Below are 19,589 nucleotides of genomic sequence, written 5' to 3' on the forward strand. Positions count from 1 at the left end.
ATCCATGCCCCACAGCCAAACCTCTGCACCACGCGACAGCCTGGCAGGCGTACGCCTCGCGCGCGGAGCATCGCCGTGGCTCCTGCCGACCGTCGCCACCGCAGCCCTCAGCCTGGTACGTGCGCGCAAGTCCGGCGCCGCCAAGGCCGTGGCCGTACCCGCCACCGCGCTCGCGGCGGGCATGCTGTGGTTCTTCCGCGACCCCGAGCGCGAGATCACCCAGGGCCGGGTCATCTCGCCCGCCGACGGTGTGGTGCAGAGCATCATGCCGTGGAAGGACGGTCGCACCCGCGTCGCCATCTTCATGAGCCCGCTGAACGTCCACGTCAACCGCGCGCCGCTCTCCGGCACGGTGACGTCGGTCGAGCACATCCCGGGCGGTTTCGTTCCCGCGTTCAACAAGGAGAGCGAGAACAACGAGCGGGTCGTCTGGCACTTCGACACCGAGCTCGGTGACATCGAGATGATCCAGATCGCCGGCGCCGTCGCCCGCCGCATCGTCCCCTACGTTCCGCAGGGCACGAAGGTCGAGCAGGGCGAGCGCATCGGACTGATCCGCTTCGGTTCGCGTGTCGACATCTACCTCCCCGAGGGTGTCGAGGTGGACGTGGAGGTCGGTCAGAAGACGGTGGCTGGGGTGACTCGCATTGACCGTGGTTGATCCGGAGACCCAGGCGGGCTGGGTGCCCGAGGCCGATGACGTGGACGACGAGGAGGAGATGCCTCTTTCTCTCCGCCTCTCAATAGCGGACACCCTCACCCTCGGCAACGCCACCTGCGGCTTCATGGCGGTGTACTTCACCACCACCGGCATCCTGATCCCGCACCTGACGGGCAACGACGAGTCGACCGGCATGGCCCGCCACAGCGCGGCCACCGCGGTCATCCTGATGCTGTGCGCGGCGGTCTTCGACCTCTTCGACGGCCTCGTCGCCCGCAAGCTGCGCTCCTCCCCCATGGGCGCGGAGCTGGACAACCTGTCGGACCTGATCAGCTTCGGCCTCGCACCGGCGTACTTCGTCCTCGTCTACGGCATGGTCGCGGACGACGCGCACCAGAGAGTGGCCGCGGTCGGCGCGATCGTGGTGCTGCTGGCGGTGGTGCTGAGACTCGCCCGCTTCTCGTGCGTGACCCCGCCGAACGGCATGTTCCAGGGCATGCCCTCCCCGTTCGGCGCGCTGACGGTGGTTTCGATCGTGCTCCTGGAGCTGCCGTTCGTGGCGACGCTCATGGCGATCCTGGGCACCGCCTGGCTGATGGTGAGCCGGGTCGAGTACCCGAAGCCGCGGGGCCGCCTCGCGGTGGCGATGCTCGCCTGGATCGTCCTGTCGATGGGCCTGCTGGCGGCCTGGGCGTTCGACGCCCCGAGCGGTCAGCTGCTCCTGCAGACGGGCTGCGCGCTCCAGCTGGTCATGGGCGCGGTGATCCCGCTGTTCGCGACGGCCCGCCGGGTGAACACCTTCCGCGGCAACCGGCGTGAGGCGCGAGCCGCACAGCTGCCGTAGCGGTCGTAGCAGACCATACGAAGGGCCCCGAGCCACTTGGGATGCTGTTGGTTAAGGCGGGGTCGTGCGTGACGTCGGCCTTCAAGACCTGGTTGTGGTCTTGAAGGCCGACGTTGTCGTTTGGGGTGGGTGCGGATGTCGATGCAGCCGAAGGGGTCCGGGGAGATTCCGGCAGAGACGGTGCGGGTGGCGGGGGCCGCGTTCCCGAAGGGGAGTCTGGCGATCCGGGTGAGGGATGAGCTGGGGCCGTTGTTCCGTGACGAGGAGTTCGCGGATCTTTTTCCCGTCCGGGGGCGTCCTGCATGGTCCCCGGCGGGGCTGGCGCTGGCGCTGGTGTGGCAGTTCGTGGAGGGGCTGACCGACCGGCAGGCGGCGGAGGCGGTGCGGGCGCGGATCGACGTCAAGTACGCGCTCGGGCTGGAACTGGACGATCCGGGCTTCGACTTCTCCGTGTTGTCGGAGTTCAGGGACCGGCTGGCCCAGGCGGACGGCGGGCGGCGGGTGCTGGACGGTGTCCTGGCCGCAGCCCGTGCGAAGGGGCTGCTCAGGAAGGCGGGCCGGGCCCGCACGGACTCCACGCACGTGCTGACGGCGGCGCGTGAGCTGTGCTGGCTGGAGCAGGTGGCGGAGACCTTGCGGTCGGCGTTGAACGCTCTGGCACAGACGGCGCCGGACTGGCTGGCCGGCATCGCCGAGCCGGACTGGTTTCGGCACTACGCGACCAGGGCGGAGGACAGCCGGTTCCCCGCCGGCCGGGCGAAACGCGACGAGGTGGGTGAACGGATCGGCCGGGACGGAACACGCCTGCTGGCGGCCGTCTTCGCGCCCGGTGCTCCCGCCGGTCTGCGCGCCCTTGCCGAGGTGGAAACACTGCGGCAGATGTGGGTCCAGCACTTCCACCAGGTCGAGGGCGAGGTGAGGCGGCGGGGCCCAAAAGACCGCCCGCCGGGCGCGATGCGCCCGGTCACCCCGTATGACACCGACGCACGCTGCAGCGTCAAACGCGACACGATGTGGGACGGATACAAGGTCCACCTGACCGAGACCTGCGAGCCGGACACCCCGAACCTGATCACGAACGTCGCCACCACGGTGGCCACCGTCTCCGACCGGTCGATGGCCGAGACGATCCACACCCAGCTCGCCGCACGGGGCTGCACACCGGGCGAACACTGGGTCGATGCCGGCTATCCCACCGGCGCCGCCCTGGTCAGCGCCCTGCGCAGATCCCGCTACCGCGGCCTGACGAAGACCAGCCTCCAGCACCAGCTCACAGGCGCCGCCCTCAACCTCGCTCGCATCGACGCCCACCTCACCGGCACCCCACGAGCACACACCCGAACCAGCCACTTCGCACGACTTCGCCCCGCCGACCAAACGATCGACGGGGCGAAGCGGACGTAAGGCCCCGATTTACCAACAGCATCCCACTTGGCTCGGGGCCCTTCGGCGTTCCTCGGGCGCGGCTCAGACCAGGAAGTCGCGGGCGATGTTCTCCGCCACCCGCTCCAGGATCGGTCCCGCGTCGGCGATGCACTTCACGACGTCCGGCTCGACCGAGGTCAGCGGGTAGGCGCGGCGGATGCCCGCGTGGCCGAGGGCCTGTGGGGGCAGGGCGAGGCGGCCGCAGACGGCGACGACCTCCTTGCCCTCCGCGCGGGCCGCCGCGGCGACGCCGGCCGGGGCCTTGCCGTGCAGGGTCTGTTCGTCGAGGGAGCCCTCGCCGGTGATGACGAGGGTGGCGCCCTCCAGGGCGGAGGCGAAGCCGAGGACGTCGAGCATGACCTCGATGCCGGGTCGGAAGCGGGCGCCGAGGAGGAGGGCGCCGTAGCCGATGCCGCCCGCCGCGCCTGCGCCGGGTGCGATAGCGCACTCGGCGGCCCTGGCACCGATCGTCTCCTCCAGGATCTTCGCGTAGTGGCCGAGGGCCGCGTCGAGGGCGTCCACGTCGTCCGGTGCGGCGCCCTTCTGGGGGCCGTAGACCGCGGCGGCGCCCTTGGGGCCGGTGAGCGGGTTGTCGACGTCGCTGGCGAGGACGAGGGTTACGGAGGCGAGACGCGGGTCGAGGCCGGAGAAGTCGGCCGAGGCCAGCTCGCCCAGGCCGCCGCCGCCCGGGGGCACCGGTTCGCCGTCCGCGTCCAGGAAGCGTGCGCCGAGCGCGGAGAGCATGCCCGCGCCGCCGTCGGTCGTGGCGCTACCGCCGACGCCGAACACGATCGTCCGCGCGCCCGCGTCGAGCGCGGCCCGCAGCAGCTCGCCCGAACCGTACGTCGAGGAGGTCAGCGGGGCGAAGACGCCCTTGGGCAGTCGCTGCAGCCCGCTCGCCTCGGCCATCTCCACGACGGCCGTGTCGCCGCGTACCGCGAAGGCCGCGGTGACCTCGTCGCCGAGGGGGCCCGCGACCCGTATCTCCCGTCGCTCGAACCCGGCCGCGACGGCCGCGTCCACCGTGCCGTCGCCGCCGTCGGCGACCGGCATCGCCGCGACCTCCAGCTCGGGTACGACCCGGCGCAGCCCGGCCGTCACCCGCTCGGCGACCTGCACGGCCGTCAGCGACCCCTTGAACTTGTCCGCGGCGATGAGCACCCTGTGGGTGCCCCTCTGTGCAGCGTTCGCCACCTTGCGATCCCCTTGCTCTACGGGCCCCCGCGTGTTCCGGGGCCAGTCGCGCCGCTGCGACCTTAACCGGCGGACGCCCACGACGTCATGCCCCGACCGAACCCTGGGACCGGCCTACGAGTACCCTGTGCGGACCGGTCGAACCCCGCGCGGTCACCCCCTGAATCGGGTAGACCGGTCCTATGACCCCTGTGGGCAGTGAGCCAGAGCTCGCGGACCGCATCCTCGGGGGCTGGCTGGGCCGGATCGCGGGCAACATGCTCGGTAAGCCGGTCGAGCAGGGCGACCTGTGGACGCGCGACCGCATCGACCGCTATCTCCGGCGGGCCGCCGCCCTGCCGCTCACCGACTACCTGCCCGAGCCGGCCGGCGAGGACGACGGCTTCGAGCTGCGCCCCGAGTGGCAGCGGTGCGTGCGCGGCCGGATCCACGGCAGCTGCCGTGACGACGACGTCGACTACGCCGTCCTCGGCCTCGACCTCCTGGAGATCCACGGCTTCGGCTTCAGCACCGAGCAGGTCGGCGAACTGTGGCTGCTGCGCCTGCCGTACCTCCAGACGTACACGGCCGAGCGCGCCGCCTACCGCAACCTCGCGAACGGACTCAAACCCCCGCTGACGGCCACGCACGACAACCCCTACCAGGAGTGGATCGGCGCCCTGATCCGCGCCGACATCTACGGCTGGACCAGTCCCGGTTCCCCGCGCCGCGCGGCCCGACTGGCGCGCAGGGACGCCGTGTTGTCCCACACGGGGAACGGCGTCTACGGCTCGATGTGGGCCGCCGCGCTGATCTCGGCGGCGTTCACCGCACCGACCGTGCGGCACGCGCTGGACACGGCGCTGACCGTGATCCCGCCGGGCTGCCGCCTCGCGCGCACCGTACGCCGGGTGCTCACGCTGCACGAGACCCGGATGACCTGGGAGGACACGCTCACCACACTGTCCGAGGAGACGGCGGGGCTCGGCTGGATCCACACGATCCCGAACGCGGCCGTCCTCACCGCCGGACTCCTGTACGGCGACGGCGACTTCACCCGCACCATCACGCTCACCGTCCGCGGCGGCCTCGACACCGACTCGAACGGCGCGACCGCCGGTTCGGTCGCCGGGGTCCTCACCGGCGCGGACGCGATCCCCGGGCAGTGGAAGGACCCGCTGGAGGACACCGTGCGCAGTGCGGTGTTCGGTTTCGACGGGGTGCGGATCAGTGAACTGGCAAAGCGGACCGTGCAGTTGGCGGTCGCGGACAGCTAGTACTGCTTCGTTACGTTGAGTGATCTCGGCTGATCGTGGGCAGCTTCCCGGAGTGAGGTTGGGGGAAGTGGAACGGCTCCGGGGCGAGTGTTATCTGCGGGGGCTGATGCCGGATGGCCGGCGCAAGTCGATCCAGCCGATGGCCGGGCGTCTGCCGGACGGGAACATGCAGGCCCTGCAGCAGTTCGTGAACCAGTCGCCGTGGGATCCGCTTCCGGTCAGACGGCGGATCGCCGAGCGGCTGTCCGGAGTTGTCAGGCCCGAGGTGTGGGTGATCGACGACGTGTCGTTCCCCAAGTGCGGCAAGGCGTCGGTCGGGGTGGCCCGCCAGTACTGCGGAGCGGTCGGCAAACGGGCGAACTGCCAGGTCGCGGTCAGTGTCCATGCCGCCGCCGACACCGCCTCGTGCCCGTTGGAGTGGCAGTTGTACCTGCCGCGCGAGTGGGCGGACGAGCCCGACCGATGCCGCAGGGCAGGAGCCCCGACGACGTGGTGCACCGGGAGAAGTGGCGTCTCGCACTCGGCCTCCTGGACACACTCGCCGACTGGCAGTTGAAGGCGCCGGTGGTGGTCGCTGATGCCGGCTACGGCGTCAGCACCCCCTTCCGGCTCGGCCTGGAGGAGCGAGGGCTGTCCTATGTCCTGGCCCTGACCGGGAAGGAAGTCGCCCACCCGGAGGATGTCGAACCGCACCAGCCTGCTTACGGCGGGCTCGGACCGCCCGCCCTTCCCCGCTACCGCACCCCACCGCGGGCCGTCTGCGTCCTCGCAGCGCAGGCGGGTGCGCCGAGGTTCACCGAGGTGACCTGGAGGCAGGGCGGCAAAGGCACGATGACCTCACGGTTCGCGGTGCTGACAGTGCGGCCCGCGGGCAAGCAGTCCCTGGCCGCAGCCCAGGAGGCGGGCGGCGGCCGCAACCGTTGGGACGGTGTCCTGCCCGTCCAGACACTCCGCGTCGAATGGCCGGACGGCCAGGACACTCCGACGGACGCCTGGATATCGAACCTGCCCGCCACCACACCGGCCGCTGACCTGGTGCGGTGGGCCACGATGCGCTGGCGGATCGAGCACGATTACCGCGAGCTCAAGCGCGGCCTCGGGCTGGACCACTTCGAGGGCCGCACCTGGCGCGGCTGGCACCACCACGTCACCCTCGTCACCGCCGCCCAGGCATTCCTCACCCTCGGGCGACTCGACCCAAAAGTCCGCACACCGGCCTGACCCTCTACCAGGTCCTCGACGTTCTTCAGGACCTGCTGAGGTGCTGGACCGGTACCTGCACCACCTGCGGACGCCTCCTGCCCAGCCCCCGGAACAGCCGCAGACAGCCCACAACCCAACGAAGCACTACTAGTCGGCGCGGCGAACGCCGTCAGCGGCGCTCATCACAGGGGGCTCTCGGCTTTGGTGAGTTCCAGGCTCGCCCGCCACAGCCGCAGCCGGTCCTCGGTGTCGTACGCCTGGGAATGGGCGCGTGCCTCACGGGTGCGGTCGTAGAAGCGTCCGGTGATGCCGGCGAGTGCGGGATCGGTGACGAGCCGGCGGGTGGCGGTCACTCCTTCCTCCAGCGTGTCGACGCTGTATCCGACCTCGGCGAGGACGATCTTCGTCGGCATGTAGGTGGCGGGATGGAGGCTGTTGACCGTGACCTCGCCGGCGGGCAGGCGGGCGGCGAGTTCGAAGCCGAACGCGATCTGGGCGAGCTTGCTCTGACCGTAGGCCCGGAAGCCGTCGTAGTCGTGCTCCAGCATCAGGTTCCCGAAGTCGAGCGGGTGTTGGCCGATGGAGGCGACGTTGACGATGCGGGCCGGTGCCGACGCGCGCAGCAGCGGCAGGAGTTCGAGGGTGAGCAGGACGCCGGCGAGATGGTTGACGGCGAAGCGCAGCTCGTGGCCGTCGGCGCTGGTACGGCGGGTGCGGCCGTCCGGTTGCCCGCCGCCGATGCCCGCGTTGTTCACCAGGACGTCGAGCCGGTCCGTCGACGCGCGAATCTCGGCGGCCATACGGCGGACCTGGTCGAGGTCGGCGAGATCCGCGGTCACGGTCCGGGGCCCGGCCGGTCCGCGGGCGGTGAACCGGTCCGCGATGCGGTCGAGTCTGGCCCGATCGCGTCCGTGCAGGATCAGGTCGGCGCCGTCCGCCGCCAGACGTTCGGCCAGGGCCAGGCCGAGGCCGTCGGTGGCGCCGGTGACGAGGACGGTGCGGGAAGGGGTCATCGCCGGTCTCCCAGGGCGGTCGCTGTGCCGGTCGGGGGTGGTGCGGCCTGCACGAGGAGAGCCGTGAGCTCCTCGACGAGGTCGGCGCCCAGGGGCTCGCCCGTGGCCAGGATGCGATACCACAAGGTGCCGAACACGATGTCCAGGACGGTGGACGCAGCGGGACGAGGCGGCAGGTCGCCCCGCGCCCGGGCCCGGTCGAGGACGACCTGGAGTGCGTCGCGCCGCCGCTGCAGGAAGGCGCTGCGGAAGAGCCGGCCGAACTCCTCGTTGATCTGGGCCTCCGCCATCAGGACGCGCAGGATGTCGACGACGCGCTGTCGGCGGCCGAGCCGGAACGAGTCCTCCAGGAAGACCCTCAGGTCGTCGGCATAGGAACCGTGGTCGGCGTTCGTGACGTACAGATCGGCCTTCACGGCGAGCGCATCGAGAAGAACGTGGGCCCTGGAGGGCCACCAGCGGTAGATCGTCTGCTTGCCGCATCCGGCGCGGTGGGCGATTCCCTCGATCGTCAGGCCCGCGTAGCCGACCTCGCCGACCAGTTCGAACGCCGCGACCAGGATCGCCATCCGGCTCTCCTCGCTGCGCTTGCGTCCCGGGCGTGACTCCGAAGGGGGTTGCTTGTCCATGACCATGGAGGCTAGCTTAATTCGAGACGCCACGGTTCGAAATAAGGAGACGTCATGTCCCAGCGCACCGCCTTAGTGGTCGGGGGAACGTCCGGCATCGGGCTCGCGACGGCCCGCCTGCTCCAGGCACGGGGTGCCGCGGTCCATATCGCCGGCCGCGGCAAGGAGCGCCTCGACGCCCTTGCCGACACCGACCCCGGACTGGTCGGGCATCGGGCCGACGCCGGAAACCCCGACGAGATGAGTGCCCTCGCCGAGGCGATCGGCAGCGTCGACTGGCTGGTCCTGGCCGCCGCGGGAAGCGAGGGGCCGGGGCCGGTCTCCGATCTCGACCTGACGATGCTGCGACGTGCGTTCGAGGCCAAGTTCTGGCCGCACATCACCACGATCCAGGCGGTGCTGCCGCACCTCGCACCGGACGGGTCGATCACCCTGCTCAGCGCCATCACCGCGCGGGCCGGCATGCCGGGAACCGCCGGCATCGCCGCCCTCAACGGCGCCGTCGAGGCCCTGGTCAGGCCGCTGGCCGCGGAACTCGCTCCGATACGGGTGAACGCCGTCTCTCCCGGGCTCGTCGACACGCCCTGGTGGAGCGGCCTGCCGGAGGACGCCAAGCGCGCGTACTTCGCGCAGACGGCCGACGTTCTGCCGGTCCGTCACATCGCCTCGGCGCACGAGATCGCGGAGGTGGTGGCCCTGACCGCCACCAACGCCAACCTCACCGGCGCCGTCTTCGAGACCGACGGGGGCGCACGTCTGGTCTCGCTCGGCTGACCGGCTCACCGCGCCGTGGTGTCCCGCCCTGCCGTCTCACCTCGGCAGGGCGCGACACGGACACTCGAAGGCCGCCAACCGAATTGGCCTCGGGGGCAGTTCACGCTCGGCGATGGCCTTGTCGGCGACGACGGTGGCGCTGATGGACCGTGGCATCGGGCACAGGGCGGCCGAGGGTGGCAGCGCTTCGGTCATCTCGGCGGTGGCGGGCCGACGTTGAGACCTTGCCCGGCGATCCGTCGCTTCCCGGAGCCGGACGGCGAGTCGGAGAGGCGCCTGCACGGGCTGGTTACCCTTCCTGAATGACCACCACGCCAGACTTCGCCACGTACCTCGCCGGACTCCCCCGCATCCTCGCCGGGGCGGCAGCGCTCTTCCGTGACACCGAGGGCAACGTCCTGCTCGTCGAGCCCAACTACCGTGAGGGCTGGGCCCTTCCGGGCGGCACCGTCGAGTCGGACGACGGTGAGACACCGCGCCAGGGCGCGCGCCGCGAGACGCTGGAGGAGATCGGCCTCGACGTCGAACTCGGCCGACTGCTGGCCGTCGACTGGATCTACCACGGGCCGGGCTACCCGCCGCTGGTGGCCTACTTGTACGACGGCGGGATCCTCACCCCGAACGACCTCAAGTCGATCCGGCTCCAGGAGGAGGAGCTCCTGTCCTGGCGCCTCGTCCCGCGCGCGGAACTCACCGAGTACCTGCCGGGTTCCCTGGGGCTGCGGGTCCTGGTCGGCCTCGATGTGCTGGCGGAGGGTGCGGGGACGGCGGAGTTGGAGAACGGACAGAGGGCGAGCTGACGCCGATCGCTCCCAGGGGGCGTCCTGCGGGTTGCTCACGCCGGCGGGCACCGTGACCTCCACGACGAGCGCTGTGTCAAGCGAGACGATCACCCGGCCATGGGCGGACGCCGGGCCGTGTCGGTCGGCGCACCCCGAACATCAGGCCGTGCCAGTCGGCGCACACCCCGAACATCCGCACGAGGCGAGGAGCCCACCGCACCGATGACCAGCCCTTCCCCCGTGGACGACGACCACGGTTGCCTGCGTCCGGTCCTCGCCGTACCGCTCGTACTGCTCACCCTCGTCGCCGCGCTGTGCTGCTGGACGGCGCTGGCCATCCGCCCGTCCGGGCCCTGGGACGACGACGCGTACGCCGGGATCGTGCTCTCGTGCGTCCTCGCGATCGGTGCCGCCGGTGCGGCGGTGGCCGTGTGCCTGCTGCCGTCCGTGCGGCGGATCGTGGGCTGGTGGTGGACCGGCCCGGCCGTGCTGACCGGCGCGATCGCGGCGATCCGCTGGGCGACGGGCAGTTGATATCCGTTCGCCTCCCCGCGCCCGGGCGACCTACCCTCGGCCCATGAACAAGCCTCTCGTCGCCGTCCTGAGTGGCGCGGGCATCTCCACCGACTCCGGGATCCCCGACTACCGCGGTCCCGACGGGCTCTGGCGGCGGGACCCCGAGGCCGAGAAGCTCGTGACGTACGAGTACTACATGGGTGACCCCGAGATCCGGCGCCGCTCGTGGCAGATGCGCCGCGACAACCGCGTGCTTCAGGCCGAGCCGAACGCCGCGCACCGGGCGATCGTCGAGCTGGAGAAGTCCGGCGTACCCGTGCGGGTCATCACGCAGAACGTCGACGGGCTGCACCAGCTCGCCGGCCTGCCCGCCCGCAAGGTGCTCGAACTGCACGGCACCGCACGGGAGTTCAGTTGCACCGGATGCCATGCCCGCGGGTCGATGGAGGACGCCCTGGCCCGGGTCGCGGCCGGCGAGGCGGATCCGGCGTGCCTGGAGTGCGGCGGGATCCTTAAGTCGGCGACCGTCTTCTTCGGCGAGCGGCTCGACCCCGTCGTCCTCGGCGAGGCCGCTGCCATCACCAAGGCCTGCCAGGTGTTCATCGCCGTCGGCAGCAGCCTCCAGGTCCAGCCCGCTGCCGGACTCGCCGGGGTCGCCGCCGACCACGGGGCTCGGCTGATCATCGTCAACGCCGAGCCGACGCCGTACGACGAACTCGCCGACGAGATCGTGCGGAAGCCGATCGGGACGGCCCTGCCCGAGCTTTTGCTGACCCTGCAGGGCGTCTAGAAAAGCGCCGCCCCGCTCTCGAAGTCCAGCAGCCGCTGCTTGCGGTCCAGGCCACCGCCGTAGCCGGTGAGGCTGCCGTTCGCGCCGACGACCCGGTGGCAGGGGACGATGATCCCGATGGGGTTCTTGCCGTTGGCGAGGCCGACCGCGCGGGAGGCGCCCGGGGTGCCGAGGGCGTCGGCGAGGTCGCCGTAGGAGCGGGTCTCGCCGTAGGGGATGCGGCGGAGCTGGTCCCAGACGGCGCGTTGGAACGGGGTTCCGTGCAGGCGCAGTTCGAGGGTGAACTCCTTCAACTCGCCCGCGAAATAGGCCTGTAGCTCGTCGATCGCGGAAGAGAAGGGTGCGTCGTCCCGGGTTCCGAAGTTCTCCTCCGGGGGGCGGTGGCGCTGGTCGACCATGTAGAGGCCGCAGAGGGTGCCGTCGTCGTCCGCGACGAGGGTCAGGGGGCCGTAGGGGCTGTCGATCACTGTGTGCTGCTTCATCTGGTCTGCACTCCGCTTGTCTGCACTTCCCTTATACGGGCAGGAAGTTGATCGGGTGACTGTCGGTCGCCCACAGGTACTGGACCGCGTAGGCCCGCCACGGCCGCCAGGCCGCCGCGCGGGCGGTGAGCGCTGCCGGGGTCGACGGGAGGCCCAACTCCTGGGCGGCGCGCCGGATTCCGAGGTCGGTGGGGAGGAAGGCGTCGGGGTCGCCGAGGGCGCGCATGGCGATGACGTCGACCGTCCAGGGGCCGAAGCCGGGGAGGCCCAACAGCTGGGCTCGGGTCTCCGCCCAGTCGCTCTCCACGCCCAGGTGGAGGCTGCCGTCGGCCAGTTGGGTGATCAGGGTGGTGAAGGTGGTGCGGCGGGTGTGCGGCATCGCCAGGGACTCCGGGTGCACCGCCGCCAGTGCCTCGGGGGACGGGAAGAGGTGGGTCAGGCCGCCCTCGGGGTCGTCGACCGGTTCGCCGTGGGCGGTGACCAGGCGGGCCGCGTGGGTGCGGGCCGCCGCCGTGGAGACCTGCTGGCCGAGTACGGCCCGTACGGCGAACTCCGCCTCGTCGACCGTGCGCGGGACGCGGCGGCCCGGCGCCTTGTCCACCAGCGGCGCCAGTACCGGATCGGTCCGCAGCTGGTCGTCCACCGCGACCGGGTCGGCGTCCAGGTCGAGCATGCGGCGGCAGCGGCTGATGGCCACGGGCAGATCGCGCAGGTCGCTGAGGGTGAGGCGGCAGGCGATGTGGTCGGACTGGGGAGTGAGGGACACGATGCCGTGGCCGTAGGGGAGGCGGAGGGTGCGGCGGTACGCGCCGGCCCGCCACTCCTCCACCCCGGGTACGGCGGTCGCCGCCAGGTGGCCGAAGAGGTTGTCGGGGTTGAGGGGGGCGCGGAACGGCAGGCGGAGGGTGAGCGTGCCGGGGGTGAGGACGGTCGTCCTCGGGCGCCTGTTGCGCAACTCGCTCGGCGTCAGGGCGAAGACCTCGCGCACGGTGTCGTTGAAGGTGCGGATCGAGGAGAACCCGGCGGCGAAGGCGATCTCCGCCATCGGGAGCGCGCTCGTCTCGATCAACAGCCTTGCCGTCTGGGCGCGTTGGGCGCGGGCCAGGGCGAGCGGACCGGCGCCGAGTTCGGCGAGGAGCTGGCGTTCGATCTGCCGGGTGCTGTAGCCGAGGCGGGCCGCGAGGCCGGGGACGCCCTCGCGGTCCACGGTTCCGTCGGCGATCAGGCGCATCGCGCGGGCCACCAGGTCGGCCCGCTGGTTCCACTCCGGGGAACCGGGGCTGGTGTCGGGGCGGCAGCGCTTGCAGGCGCGGAACCCCGCCTGCTGGCAGGCCGCCGCGCTCGGGTAGAACGTCATGTTCTCCGGCTTGGGCGGTACGACCGGGCAGCTGGGCCGGCAGTAGATGCGGGTGGTCAGGACGGCCGTGAAGAACCAGCCGTCGAAGCGCGCATCCTTGGACTGGACCGCGCGCACGCAGCGCTCCGTGTCGGTGTGCATCCCGTTCTGCATGTGTCCAGCATCCGATACGGGCTGGGCCGGGGCTGGCGGGAATCCGACATCGACGTCCCGTGGCCTGGTCCCCGTCCGGTTCATTGCCGGTGAAGGCCGCGCCCATCGGTTTGTAGTGTGACGCCCGGCTTTGTAGCGTCGACCTCTGTGACCCCTCCCTCACCCTCGCACAGCGCCGATTCCCTCCCGGCCCGTCTCGACGCGGCCCGGAGCGACTACGAAGCCCTCCTCACGAAGAAGCTGTCGCTCGACCTGACCCGCGGCAAGCCCTCCGCGCGGCAGCTCGACCTGTCTGCCGAACTGCTCTCGCTGCCCGACGGCCGCTACACCTCCGCCGACGGCACGGACTGCCGCAACTACGGTGGCGCGGACGGGCTGTTGGAGCTCCGGAAGATCTTCTCCGGGTTCCTCCAGGTGCCGGCCGGGCAGCTGCTCGCCGTGGGCAACTCCAGCCTGGAGCTGATGCACGACTGTCTGGTGCACGCGCTGCTCGGCACGCTTCCCGGGGCGGCACGCCGCTGGGCCGACGAGGAGCGGGTCGCGTTCCTGTGCCCGGTCCCCGGCTACGACCGGCACTTCGCGCTGTGCGAGCGCTTCGGCATCGAGATGATCCCGGTGCCGATGACCGCCGAGGGTCCCGACCTGGACGTGGTGGAGCGGCTGGTCGCCGAGGACCCGGCGGTCAAGGGCATCTGGTGTGTGCCCAAGTACAGCAACCCGGACGGCACTTGCTACAGCGACGAGGTCGTACGACGGCTCGCCGCGATGCCGACGGCGGCCCCCGACTTCCGGATCTTCTGGGACAACGCGTACGCCGTGCACCACCTCACCGACGAGGAGGTGGAGATCGCCGACATCCTCGCGGCCTGCTCCGACAGCGGACACCCCGACCGGGTCTTCGTCTTCGGCTCCACCTCGAAGATCACGCTGGCCGGTGCGGGCGTGGCCTTCTTCGGCTCGTCCCCGGCCAACGTGGCCTGGCTGCGCGCCTGCAGCGCCAAGCGCTCGATCGGACCCGACAAGGTCAACCAGCTGCGGCACGCGATGTTCCTGCGCGATCCCGACGGGGTGCGCGCCCATATGCGCAAGCACCGCGAGCTGCTGCGGCCGAAGTTCGACACCGTGCTGCGCATCCTCACCGACCGGCTGGGAGACACCGGTCTCGCCACCTGGTCCACGCCCAGGGGCGGTTACTTCATCACCCTCGACGTCCCCGACGGCTGCGCCCGGGAGGTGGTGCGCCGCGCGGCGGACGCCGGTCTCGCCCTGACGCCGGCGGGCGCCACCCATCCGTACGGCGACGACCCCAGGGACCGTACGATCCGGATCGCCCCCTCCTTCCCGGACGCCTCGGAGATCGAGGAGATCATCGAGGGGGTGGCCACGTGCGTACGGCTCGTCGGCTACGAAAAGCTGGTGGCGGACGCGAGTTGACCCGGCGCGAGGTACCGCACACCGGATGATCCGGAGGTGTGCGGTACCTCACGCCACGGTTACAAATCGCTCAACCTCTGGTTGCGAGGCGGTGAGCAGTCCACGATGGGGACATGACCCTGGCCGAGAGAGCCATGCAGCGACTGGAAGGCTGGCGCGACCTCAGCGCGGTCCCGGCCAGTTGCGGTACGGGGCGGGCGCTGCGGTCCGCCCACAGCGAGATCGTGCATTTCCACTCCGACCACGATGTGGACCTGCATCTCACTGTCGGGGCCATCCTCCGGTTCCATCACGATCTCAGTGAGTCGACCGCTATCCGGATCATCCCGGGCTCCCGCTGGGTGACCGTCCACCTGGACTGCGAGACGGACGTCGACCTGCTGCTGAGCCTGGTAAGTGTCGCCCTCAAGGCACACGCGGGCGGATCCCCGTCCGGGAGCCCGCCCATGACCGGCTGCAACTTCCACCGGGTGACGCTGGTGCCGCGCGACAGCGACTAGGACACGGTCCCCAAGGGCCCTGTCCTCTAGAACACCGCCGCCGTGTCGTCCTCCCCCGCCTCCAGGAGCGTGGCCGCCGCGCCGACGATACGCGGATCTGGGCGGCCGACGACCTCCTCGTCCTTGTCGGCGTAGTCGAAGCGGGCCAGCACGCTGCGCATGGCCTCGACGCGGGCGCGCTTCTTGTCGTTGCTCTTCACCACGGTCCAGGGCGCCTGCTCGGTGTCGGTCTCCCGGAACATGGCGACCTTGGCGGCCGTGTAGTCGTCCCAGCGGTCCAGGGACTCCAGGTCCATGGCGCTGAGCTTCCACTGCCGTACGGGATCCACCTGGCGGATCGTGAACCGGGTGCGCTGTTCCCCCTGTGAGACGGAGAACCAGAACTTGATCAGGTCGATGCCGTCGTCCGCCAGCATCCGCTCGAACAGCGGGGCCTGGCGCATGAAGCGGCGGTACTCGTCGTCCGAGCAGAACCCCATCACGCGCTCCACGCCGGCCCGGTTGTACCAGGACCGGTCGAACAGCACGATCTCGCCCGCCGTGGGCAGATGCTGGACGTAGCGCTGGAAGTACCACTGACCGCTCTCGCGCTCGCTCGGCTTCTCCAGGGCGACCACGCGGGCGCCGCGCGGGTTCAGGTGCTCGGTGAACCGTTTGATCGTGCCGCCCTTGCCGGCCGCGTCGCGCCCCTCGCAGACGATGACGAGCCGGCGTCCGGTCTCCTTGATCCAGCGCTGCAGCTTCAGCAGTTCGATCTGCTGGAGCCGCTTGTGCCAGTCGTACTCCTTGCGCTCCATGCGCTGTTCGTACGGGTAGTTCTCGCGCCAGGTGTCCACCGGGCTGCCGTCGGGCCGGATCAGCACCGGGTCGTCCTGATCGGTGTAGTCGACGCGCAGCCCCGACAACAGTTCGGTCATCCCGGCCTCCTTCTCGATGGTGTTCGGTTGATCAGCGGCATTCAGTGGAACTGCGGCACGATGAGATATATGCCGTAGGCCACGACAGCCGCACACGCGAGAAAGCACAAGCCCGCCTGTGCGAGCCCGAGGGCGTGCGTGCCGCCGTCCTGTTCGCGGGCGGTCTCGACCTGGGCGATGCCGAGCACGCCCAGCGCGAAGACGACGACCACGCCGACGGTCACTCCGACACTCACCGCGAAGACCTCGCCGAGGGCGTTCCAGTCCAGACTCATTCCTCAACTCCCTTGACTCAGGCGGCCGTACGGACGTCCGTGGACGCCTCGCTGCGGATGGTGACCTCGTGGGTCTCGTTGACGTTGTCCGCGTGCACGGGGTTGCGGCGCGAGGCGATCACGATGAATCCGGCCACGGCGGCGGCGATCAGGGCGATCAGGGCCGTACCGAGGTTGCCGCCGTGCTTGACGACGGTCGCGGACAGACCGCCGACCGCGGCGGCGGCCGGGAGGGTGACCAGCCAGGCGATGACCATGCGGCCGGCCGTGCCCCAGCGCACCTCGGCGAGGCGTCGGCCGAGGCCCGCGCCCAGGATGCCGCCGGAGCAGACCTGGGTGGTGGAGAGCGCGAAGCCGAGGTGGGCGGAGGTCAGGATGACGGTCGTGGAGGCGGCCTCGGCAGCGAAGCCCTGCGGGGACTGGATGTCGGTGAGGCCCTTGCCCATCGTGCGGATGATGCGCCAGCCGCCGATGTAGGTGCCGAGGCCGATCGCGAGTCCCGCCGAGGCGATGACCCACACCGGCGGGCCGGCGTCGTGGCCGAGCGCGCCCACGGAGATCAGGGTGAGGGTGATGACGCCCATCGTCTTCTGGGCGTCGTTCGTGCCGTGCGCGAGGGAGACCAGCGAGGCCGAGGCGATCTGGCCGATCCGGAAGCCCTTGGTGACCGAGTCCTTGCGGGCCCGGGCGGTGATCTTGTAGGCGAGGTAAGTGGCGAGGAGAGCGGCGATTCCTGCCACGAGCGGGGAGGCCACCGCGGGGATCAGGATCTTCTCCACGACCTTGTCGAAGTGGACCCCGCTGGTGCCCGCGCCGACCCAGACGGCACCGATCAGGCCACCGAACAGGGCGTGCGAGGAGCTGGAAGGGAGCCCGAGCAGCCAGGTGAGGAGATTCCAGAGGATCGCTCCGACCAGCCCCGCGAAGATCATCCCCGGCGTGACCAGGGTGTCGTCGACGATGCCGCCGGAGATCGTCTTGGCGACTTCCGTGGACAGGAAGGCGCCGACGATGTTGAGAGCCCCACTGATCAGAACCGCCGTCTTGGGCTTCAGTGCCCCGGTGGCGATGGACGTCGCCATCGCGTTGGCGGTGTCGTGGAATCCGTTGGTGAAGTCGAAGGCCAAGGCCGTGACGATGACGACCGCCACGAGGAACGTGATGTGGTCCATCGCTCGATGGAAGCAACCGAAGGCGTACATTCGGCCAACCCGAGACCAAATCCAGGCATGGCCCGGTCAACGCGGGCGTACGTACGGCCCCCTCCGGCCCCCGCTCGCACCTTCCTGCACTTCATGCGCACACTTCCTTCTTTTTATGGCATGGCCCGGTCAAATCTGCGAAGCTTCCTCCGCGATCACGCAACAACTACGCGCGTTCCCGAGGCCGCCCACCGGCACACCCAGTCCGGCCGGGCGGCCACCGAGCAGGCCGGGATCCCGGCCGCCGTATAAGGAGTTCCGTGTGAGACCGACCCCCCACAGAGCCCTCGCAGCCGGCATCTTCGCCGTCGCCGCGGTGGCCGCCCTCTCACTCCCCGTCACCCCGGCCGCCGCGGCACCGTCCGCGGCTCCCGTTGCCGCAGCCTGCACCCCGGCGCAGGTGGTCGGCAATGGCGACTTCGAGAGCGGCACCTCGTCCTGGACCCAGTCCTCGACGACCGTCATCACCAGCCGCACCGGCCAGAGCGCCCACGGCGGCACCAGCTTCGCCTGGCTGGACGGCACCGGAGGCACGCACACCGACACGCTCTCCCAGAGCGTGACGATCCCGTCCGGCTGCAGCAGCGCCACGCTGACCTTCTGGCTGCACATCGACACCGCCGAGACGACCTCGTCCACCGCGTACGACAAGCTCACGGCGAAGATCGGCAGCACGACGCTGGCGACCTACTCGAACCTGAACAAGGCCACCGGCTACGTCCAGAAGTCGTTCGACGTGTCGTCGTTCGCGGGCCAGACCGTGAGCCTCGCCTTCAGCGGCGTCGAGGACTCCAGCCTCCAGACGAGCTTCGTCCTGGACGACATCGCCCTCAACACCTCGGGCGACACGGCCCCGCCGGCCGACTCGACGCGCACCCCGGCCGCCCCGGCGTACACCGTGAGTCTGAGCAGCAACACCGCCGGCACGGTCTGGACCGGCCACGAGAGCACGACCTTCACCAACGCCTCGGCGACCCCGCTCACCGAGGTGTACCTGCGGCTGTGGGACAACTACCACGGCACCTGCTCCGCCCCGCCGATCACCGTCACGAACGTCACCGGCGGCACCGCGGGAGCCCTCTCGGTGGCCTGCACGGCCCTCCAGATCGCGCTGCCGACCCCGCTCGCACAGGGTCAATCGACCACCATCGGCTTCGACTTGGGGATCACCGTCCCGAGCGGCGCCGACCGGTTCGGCTACGACGGCGCGTTCAGCATGATCGGGAACGCGCTGCCGGTCCTCGCGATCAAGGACGGCTCGGGCTGGCACCTGGACCCGTACACGAACAACGGCGAGTCCTTCTACTCCCTGGCCGCCGACTTCAAGGTGACCCTGGACCACCCGACCACCCTGCTGGTCCCGGCCACCGGCACCTCGGTCGACACCCCCGGCACCAGCGGCCGCACGGTCACCACGGCCACCGCGTCCAAGGTCCGCGACTTCGCGTGGGCGGCGGGCCCGTTCACCAAGATCTCCGGTACGTCGACGGCGGGCACCCCGATCAACATCTACTCGGTGACCGGCATCAGTTCGGCCAACGCGCAGTCGATGCTCACCACCGCCAAGTCCGCGGTCGACGCCCACGCGGGACGCTTCGGCGCCTACCCGTACGGCGAGTTGGACGCCGTCATCGACAACAACTTCTGGTTCGGCGGCATGGAGTACCCCGGCTTCGTCCTCGACCTGGTCAGCACCACGGCACTCACCCATGAGATCGGCCACCAGTGGTTCTACGGCATCGTCGGCGACGACGAGTACAACAGCCCCTGGCTGGACGAGGCGTTCACCGACTACGCCACCGACCTGGCCCAGGGCCTGACCGGCACCAACTGCTGGAACAGCGTCTCCTGGGCGTCCTCCGCGGAGAACATCACCAACTCGATGGCCTACTGGGACGCCCACTCGTCCCGCTACTCCACCGTCGTCTACGGCTACGGCAAGTGCGCCCTGCACGACCTGCGCCGCACCCTCGGTGACACGGTGATGGCCAAACTCCTGAAGGACTACGCCGCTTCGCACTGGTACGGCGTCTCGACCACGGCCGAGTTCAAGGCGGCGGCCCAGGCCGCGACGACCACGGACCTGACCTCGTTCTGGACGACGCACCGCATCATCGGCTGACGGAAGGGGGTGGGGGGGGGGGCGGGGGGCGCGCCCCCCCCCCCCCCCGCGGGCCCCCGG

At 70.6% G+C, this 19,589-nt stretch carries 19 protein-coding genes and 1 pseudogene; 12 read left to right on the top strand and 8 right to left on the bottom strand.

Features of this window, described 5'->3' with window-relative positions:
• The first annotated feature begins 4 nt into the window (after positions 1-4).
• The 3 genes from AB0I51_RS43455 (at position 5) to AB0I51_RS43465 (ending at position 2,909) form a co-directional block, all read left to right on the top strand.
• Positions 5-661 carry a phosphatidylserine decarboxylase gene (locus AB0I51_RS43455; RefSeq protein WP_362984230.1) on the top strand — a complete coding sequence of 219 codons (657 nt, stop codon included), beginning with the start codon at positions 5-7 and terminating at the stop codon, positions 659-661.
• Between the two features lie 22 nt (positions 662-683).
• The gene (gene pssA, locus AB0I51_RS43460; RefSeq protein ID WP_362984266.1) at positions 684-1,505 is read left to right on the top strand and encodes a CDP-diacylglycerol--serine O-phosphatidyltransferase; all 822 of its coding nucleotides are present in this window, start codon (positions 684-686) and stop codon (positions 1,503-1,505) included.
• Between the two features lie 135 nt (positions 1,506-1,640).
• Positions 1,641-2,909, top strand: coding sequence for a transposase (locus AB0I51_RS43465; RefSeq protein WP_362984232.1), 1,269 nt, complete (start codon positions 1,641-1,643; stop codon positions 2,907-2,909).
• 63 nt (positions 2,910-2,972) lie between these two features.
• Here the strand turns inward: AB0I51_RS43465 and AB0I51_RS43470 are convergent, their stop codons facing one another.
• On the bottom strand, positions 2,973-4,091 hold the full coding sequence (locus AB0I51_RS43470) for a glycerate kinase (RefSeq protein WP_362984268.1): 1,119 nt from the start codon (positions 4,089-4,091) through the stop codon (positions 2,973-2,975).
• Positions 4,092-4,306: 215 nt separating this feature from the next.
• On the opposite strand from AB0I51_RS43470, the gene AB0I51_RS43475 reads away from it, so the two are divergent.
• Together AB0I51_RS43475 and AB0I51_RS43480 are read left to right on the top strand one after the other, a co-directional pair.
• Positions 4,307-5,380, top strand: coding sequence for an ADP-ribosylglycohydrolase family protein (locus tag AB0I51_RS43475; protein WP_362984234.1), 1,074 nt, complete (start codon positions 4,307-4,309; stop codon positions 5,378-5,380).
• 19 nt (positions 5,381-5,399) lie between these two features.
• Positions 5,400-6,601, top strand: a pseudogene (locus AB0I51_RS43480) (IS701 family transposase).
• Positions 6,602-6,765: 164 nt separating this feature from the next.
• Here the strand turns inward: AB0I51_RS43480 and AB0I51_RS43485 are convergent.
• Complete coding sequence (locus tag AB0I51_RS43485; RefSeq protein ID WP_362984236.1) at positions 6,766-7,596, bottom strand: SDR family NAD(P)-dependent oxidoreductase; 831 nt, start codon at positions 7,594-7,596, stop codon at positions 6,766-6,768.
• Entirely contained in the window at positions 7,593-8,225 is a 633-nt protein-coding gene (locus tag AB0I51_RS43490) for a TetR/AcrR family transcriptional regulator (RefSeq protein ID WP_362984238.1), read from the bottom strand. Before AB0I51_RS43490 ends, AB0I51_RS43485 begins: the two co-directional genes overlap by 4 nt.
• 54 nt (positions 8,226-8,279) lie before the next feature.
• On the opposite strand from AB0I51_RS43490, the gene AB0I51_RS43495 reads away from it, so the two are divergent.
• From AB0I51_RS43495 to AB0I51_RS43510, 4 genes are all read left to right on the top strand, one after another.
• Positions 8,280-8,999 (top strand): SDR family oxidoreductase, encoded by a 720-nt coding sequence (locus tag AB0I51_RS43495; protein WP_362984240.1) that lies wholly within the window; start codon positions 8,280-8,282, stop codon positions 8,997-8,999.
• 302 nt (positions 9,000-9,301) lie between these two features.
• Complete coding sequence (locus AB0I51_RS43500; RefSeq protein WP_362984242.1) at positions 9,302-9,799, top strand: NUDIX hydrolase; 498 nt, start codon at positions 9,302-9,304, stop codon at positions 9,797-9,799.
• A gap of 204 nt (positions 9,800-10,003) precedes the next feature.
• Complete coding sequence (locus AB0I51_RS43505; protein ID WP_362984244.1) at positions 10,004-10,315, top strand: hypothetical protein; 312 nt, start codon at positions 10,004-10,006, stop codon at positions 10,313-10,315.
• Between the two features lie 43 nt (positions 10,316-10,358).
• Positions 10,359-11,087, top strand: coding sequence for a Sir2 family NAD-dependent protein deacetylase (locus tag AB0I51_RS43510; protein WP_362984246.1), 729 nt, complete (start codon positions 10,359-10,361; stop codon positions 11,085-11,087).
• Here AB0I51_RS43510 and AB0I51_RS43515 read toward each other — a convergent pair.
• Positions 11,084-11,569, bottom strand: coding sequence for a methylated-DNA--[protein]-cysteine S-methyltransferase (locus AB0I51_RS43515; RefSeq protein ID WP_362984248.1), 486 nt, complete (start codon positions 11,567-11,569; stop codon positions 11,084-11,086). The genes AB0I51_RS43510 and AB0I51_RS43515 overlap by 4 nt on opposite strands.
• A gap of 31 nt (positions 11,570-11,600) precedes the next feature.
• Positions 11,601-13,079 carry an AlkA N-terminal domain-containing protein gene (locus AB0I51_RS43520; protein WP_362984249.1) on the bottom strand — a complete coding sequence of 493 codons (1,479 nt, stop codon included), beginning with the start codon at positions 13,077-13,079 and terminating at the stop codon, positions 11,601-11,603.
• A 147-nt stretch (positions 13,080-13,226) separates the two neighbouring features.
• Here AB0I51_RS43520 and AB0I51_RS43525 point away from each other — a divergent pair, with 147 nt between their 5' ends.
• Entirely contained in the window at positions 13,227-14,513 is a 1,287-nt protein-coding gene (locus AB0I51_RS43525) for an aminotransferase class I/II-fold pyridoxal phosphate-dependent enzyme (RefSeq protein WP_362984251.1), read from the top strand.
• Between the two features lie 113 nt (positions 14,514-14,626).
• Positions 14,627-15,013: a luciferase family protein gene (locus AB0I51_RS43530; RefSeq protein WP_362984253.1), complete on the top strand. Its 387-nt coding sequence runs from the start codon at positions 14,627-14,629 to the stop codon at positions 15,011-15,013.
• A 26-nt stretch (positions 15,014-15,039) separates the two neighbouring features.
• Here the strand turns inward: AB0I51_RS43530 and ppk2 are convergent, their stop codons facing one another.
• The 3 genes from ppk2 to AB0I51_RS43545 are packed head-to-tail and all read right to left on the bottom strand — an operon-like array spanning position 15,040 to position 17,377.
• Complete coding sequence (ppk2, locus tag AB0I51_RS43535; protein WP_362984255.1) at positions 15,040-15,930, bottom strand: polyphosphate kinase 2; 891 nt, start codon at positions 15,928-15,930, stop codon at positions 15,040-15,042.
• 41 nt (positions 15,931-15,971) lie between these two features.
• Positions 15,972-16,205 carry a hypothetical protein gene (locus AB0I51_RS43540; RefSeq protein ID WP_362984257.1) on the bottom strand — a complete coding sequence of 78 codons (234 nt, stop codon included), beginning with the start codon at positions 16,203-16,205 and terminating at the stop codon, positions 15,972-15,974.
• 17 nt (positions 16,206-16,222) lie between these two features.
• Complete coding sequence (locus AB0I51_RS43545; RefSeq protein ID WP_362984258.1) at positions 16,223-17,377, bottom strand: inorganic phosphate transporter; 1,155 nt, start codon at positions 17,375-17,377, stop codon at positions 16,223-16,225.
• Between the two features lie 292 nt (positions 17,378-17,669).
• Here AB0I51_RS43545 and AB0I51_RS43550 point away from each other — a divergent pair, with 292 nt between their 5' ends.
• Entirely contained in the window at positions 17,670-19,529 is a 1,860-nt protein-coding gene (locus tag AB0I51_RS43550) for a M1 family aminopeptidase (protein ID WP_362984260.1), read from the top strand.
• Positions 19,530-19,589 lie beyond the last annotated feature (60 nt).

Source organism: Streptomyces sp. NPDC050549, assembly GCF_040655035.1.
In the GTDB taxonomy this organism is placed as follows: domain Bacteria; phylum Actinomycetota; class Actinomycetes; order Streptomycetales; family Streptomycetaceae; genus Streptomyces.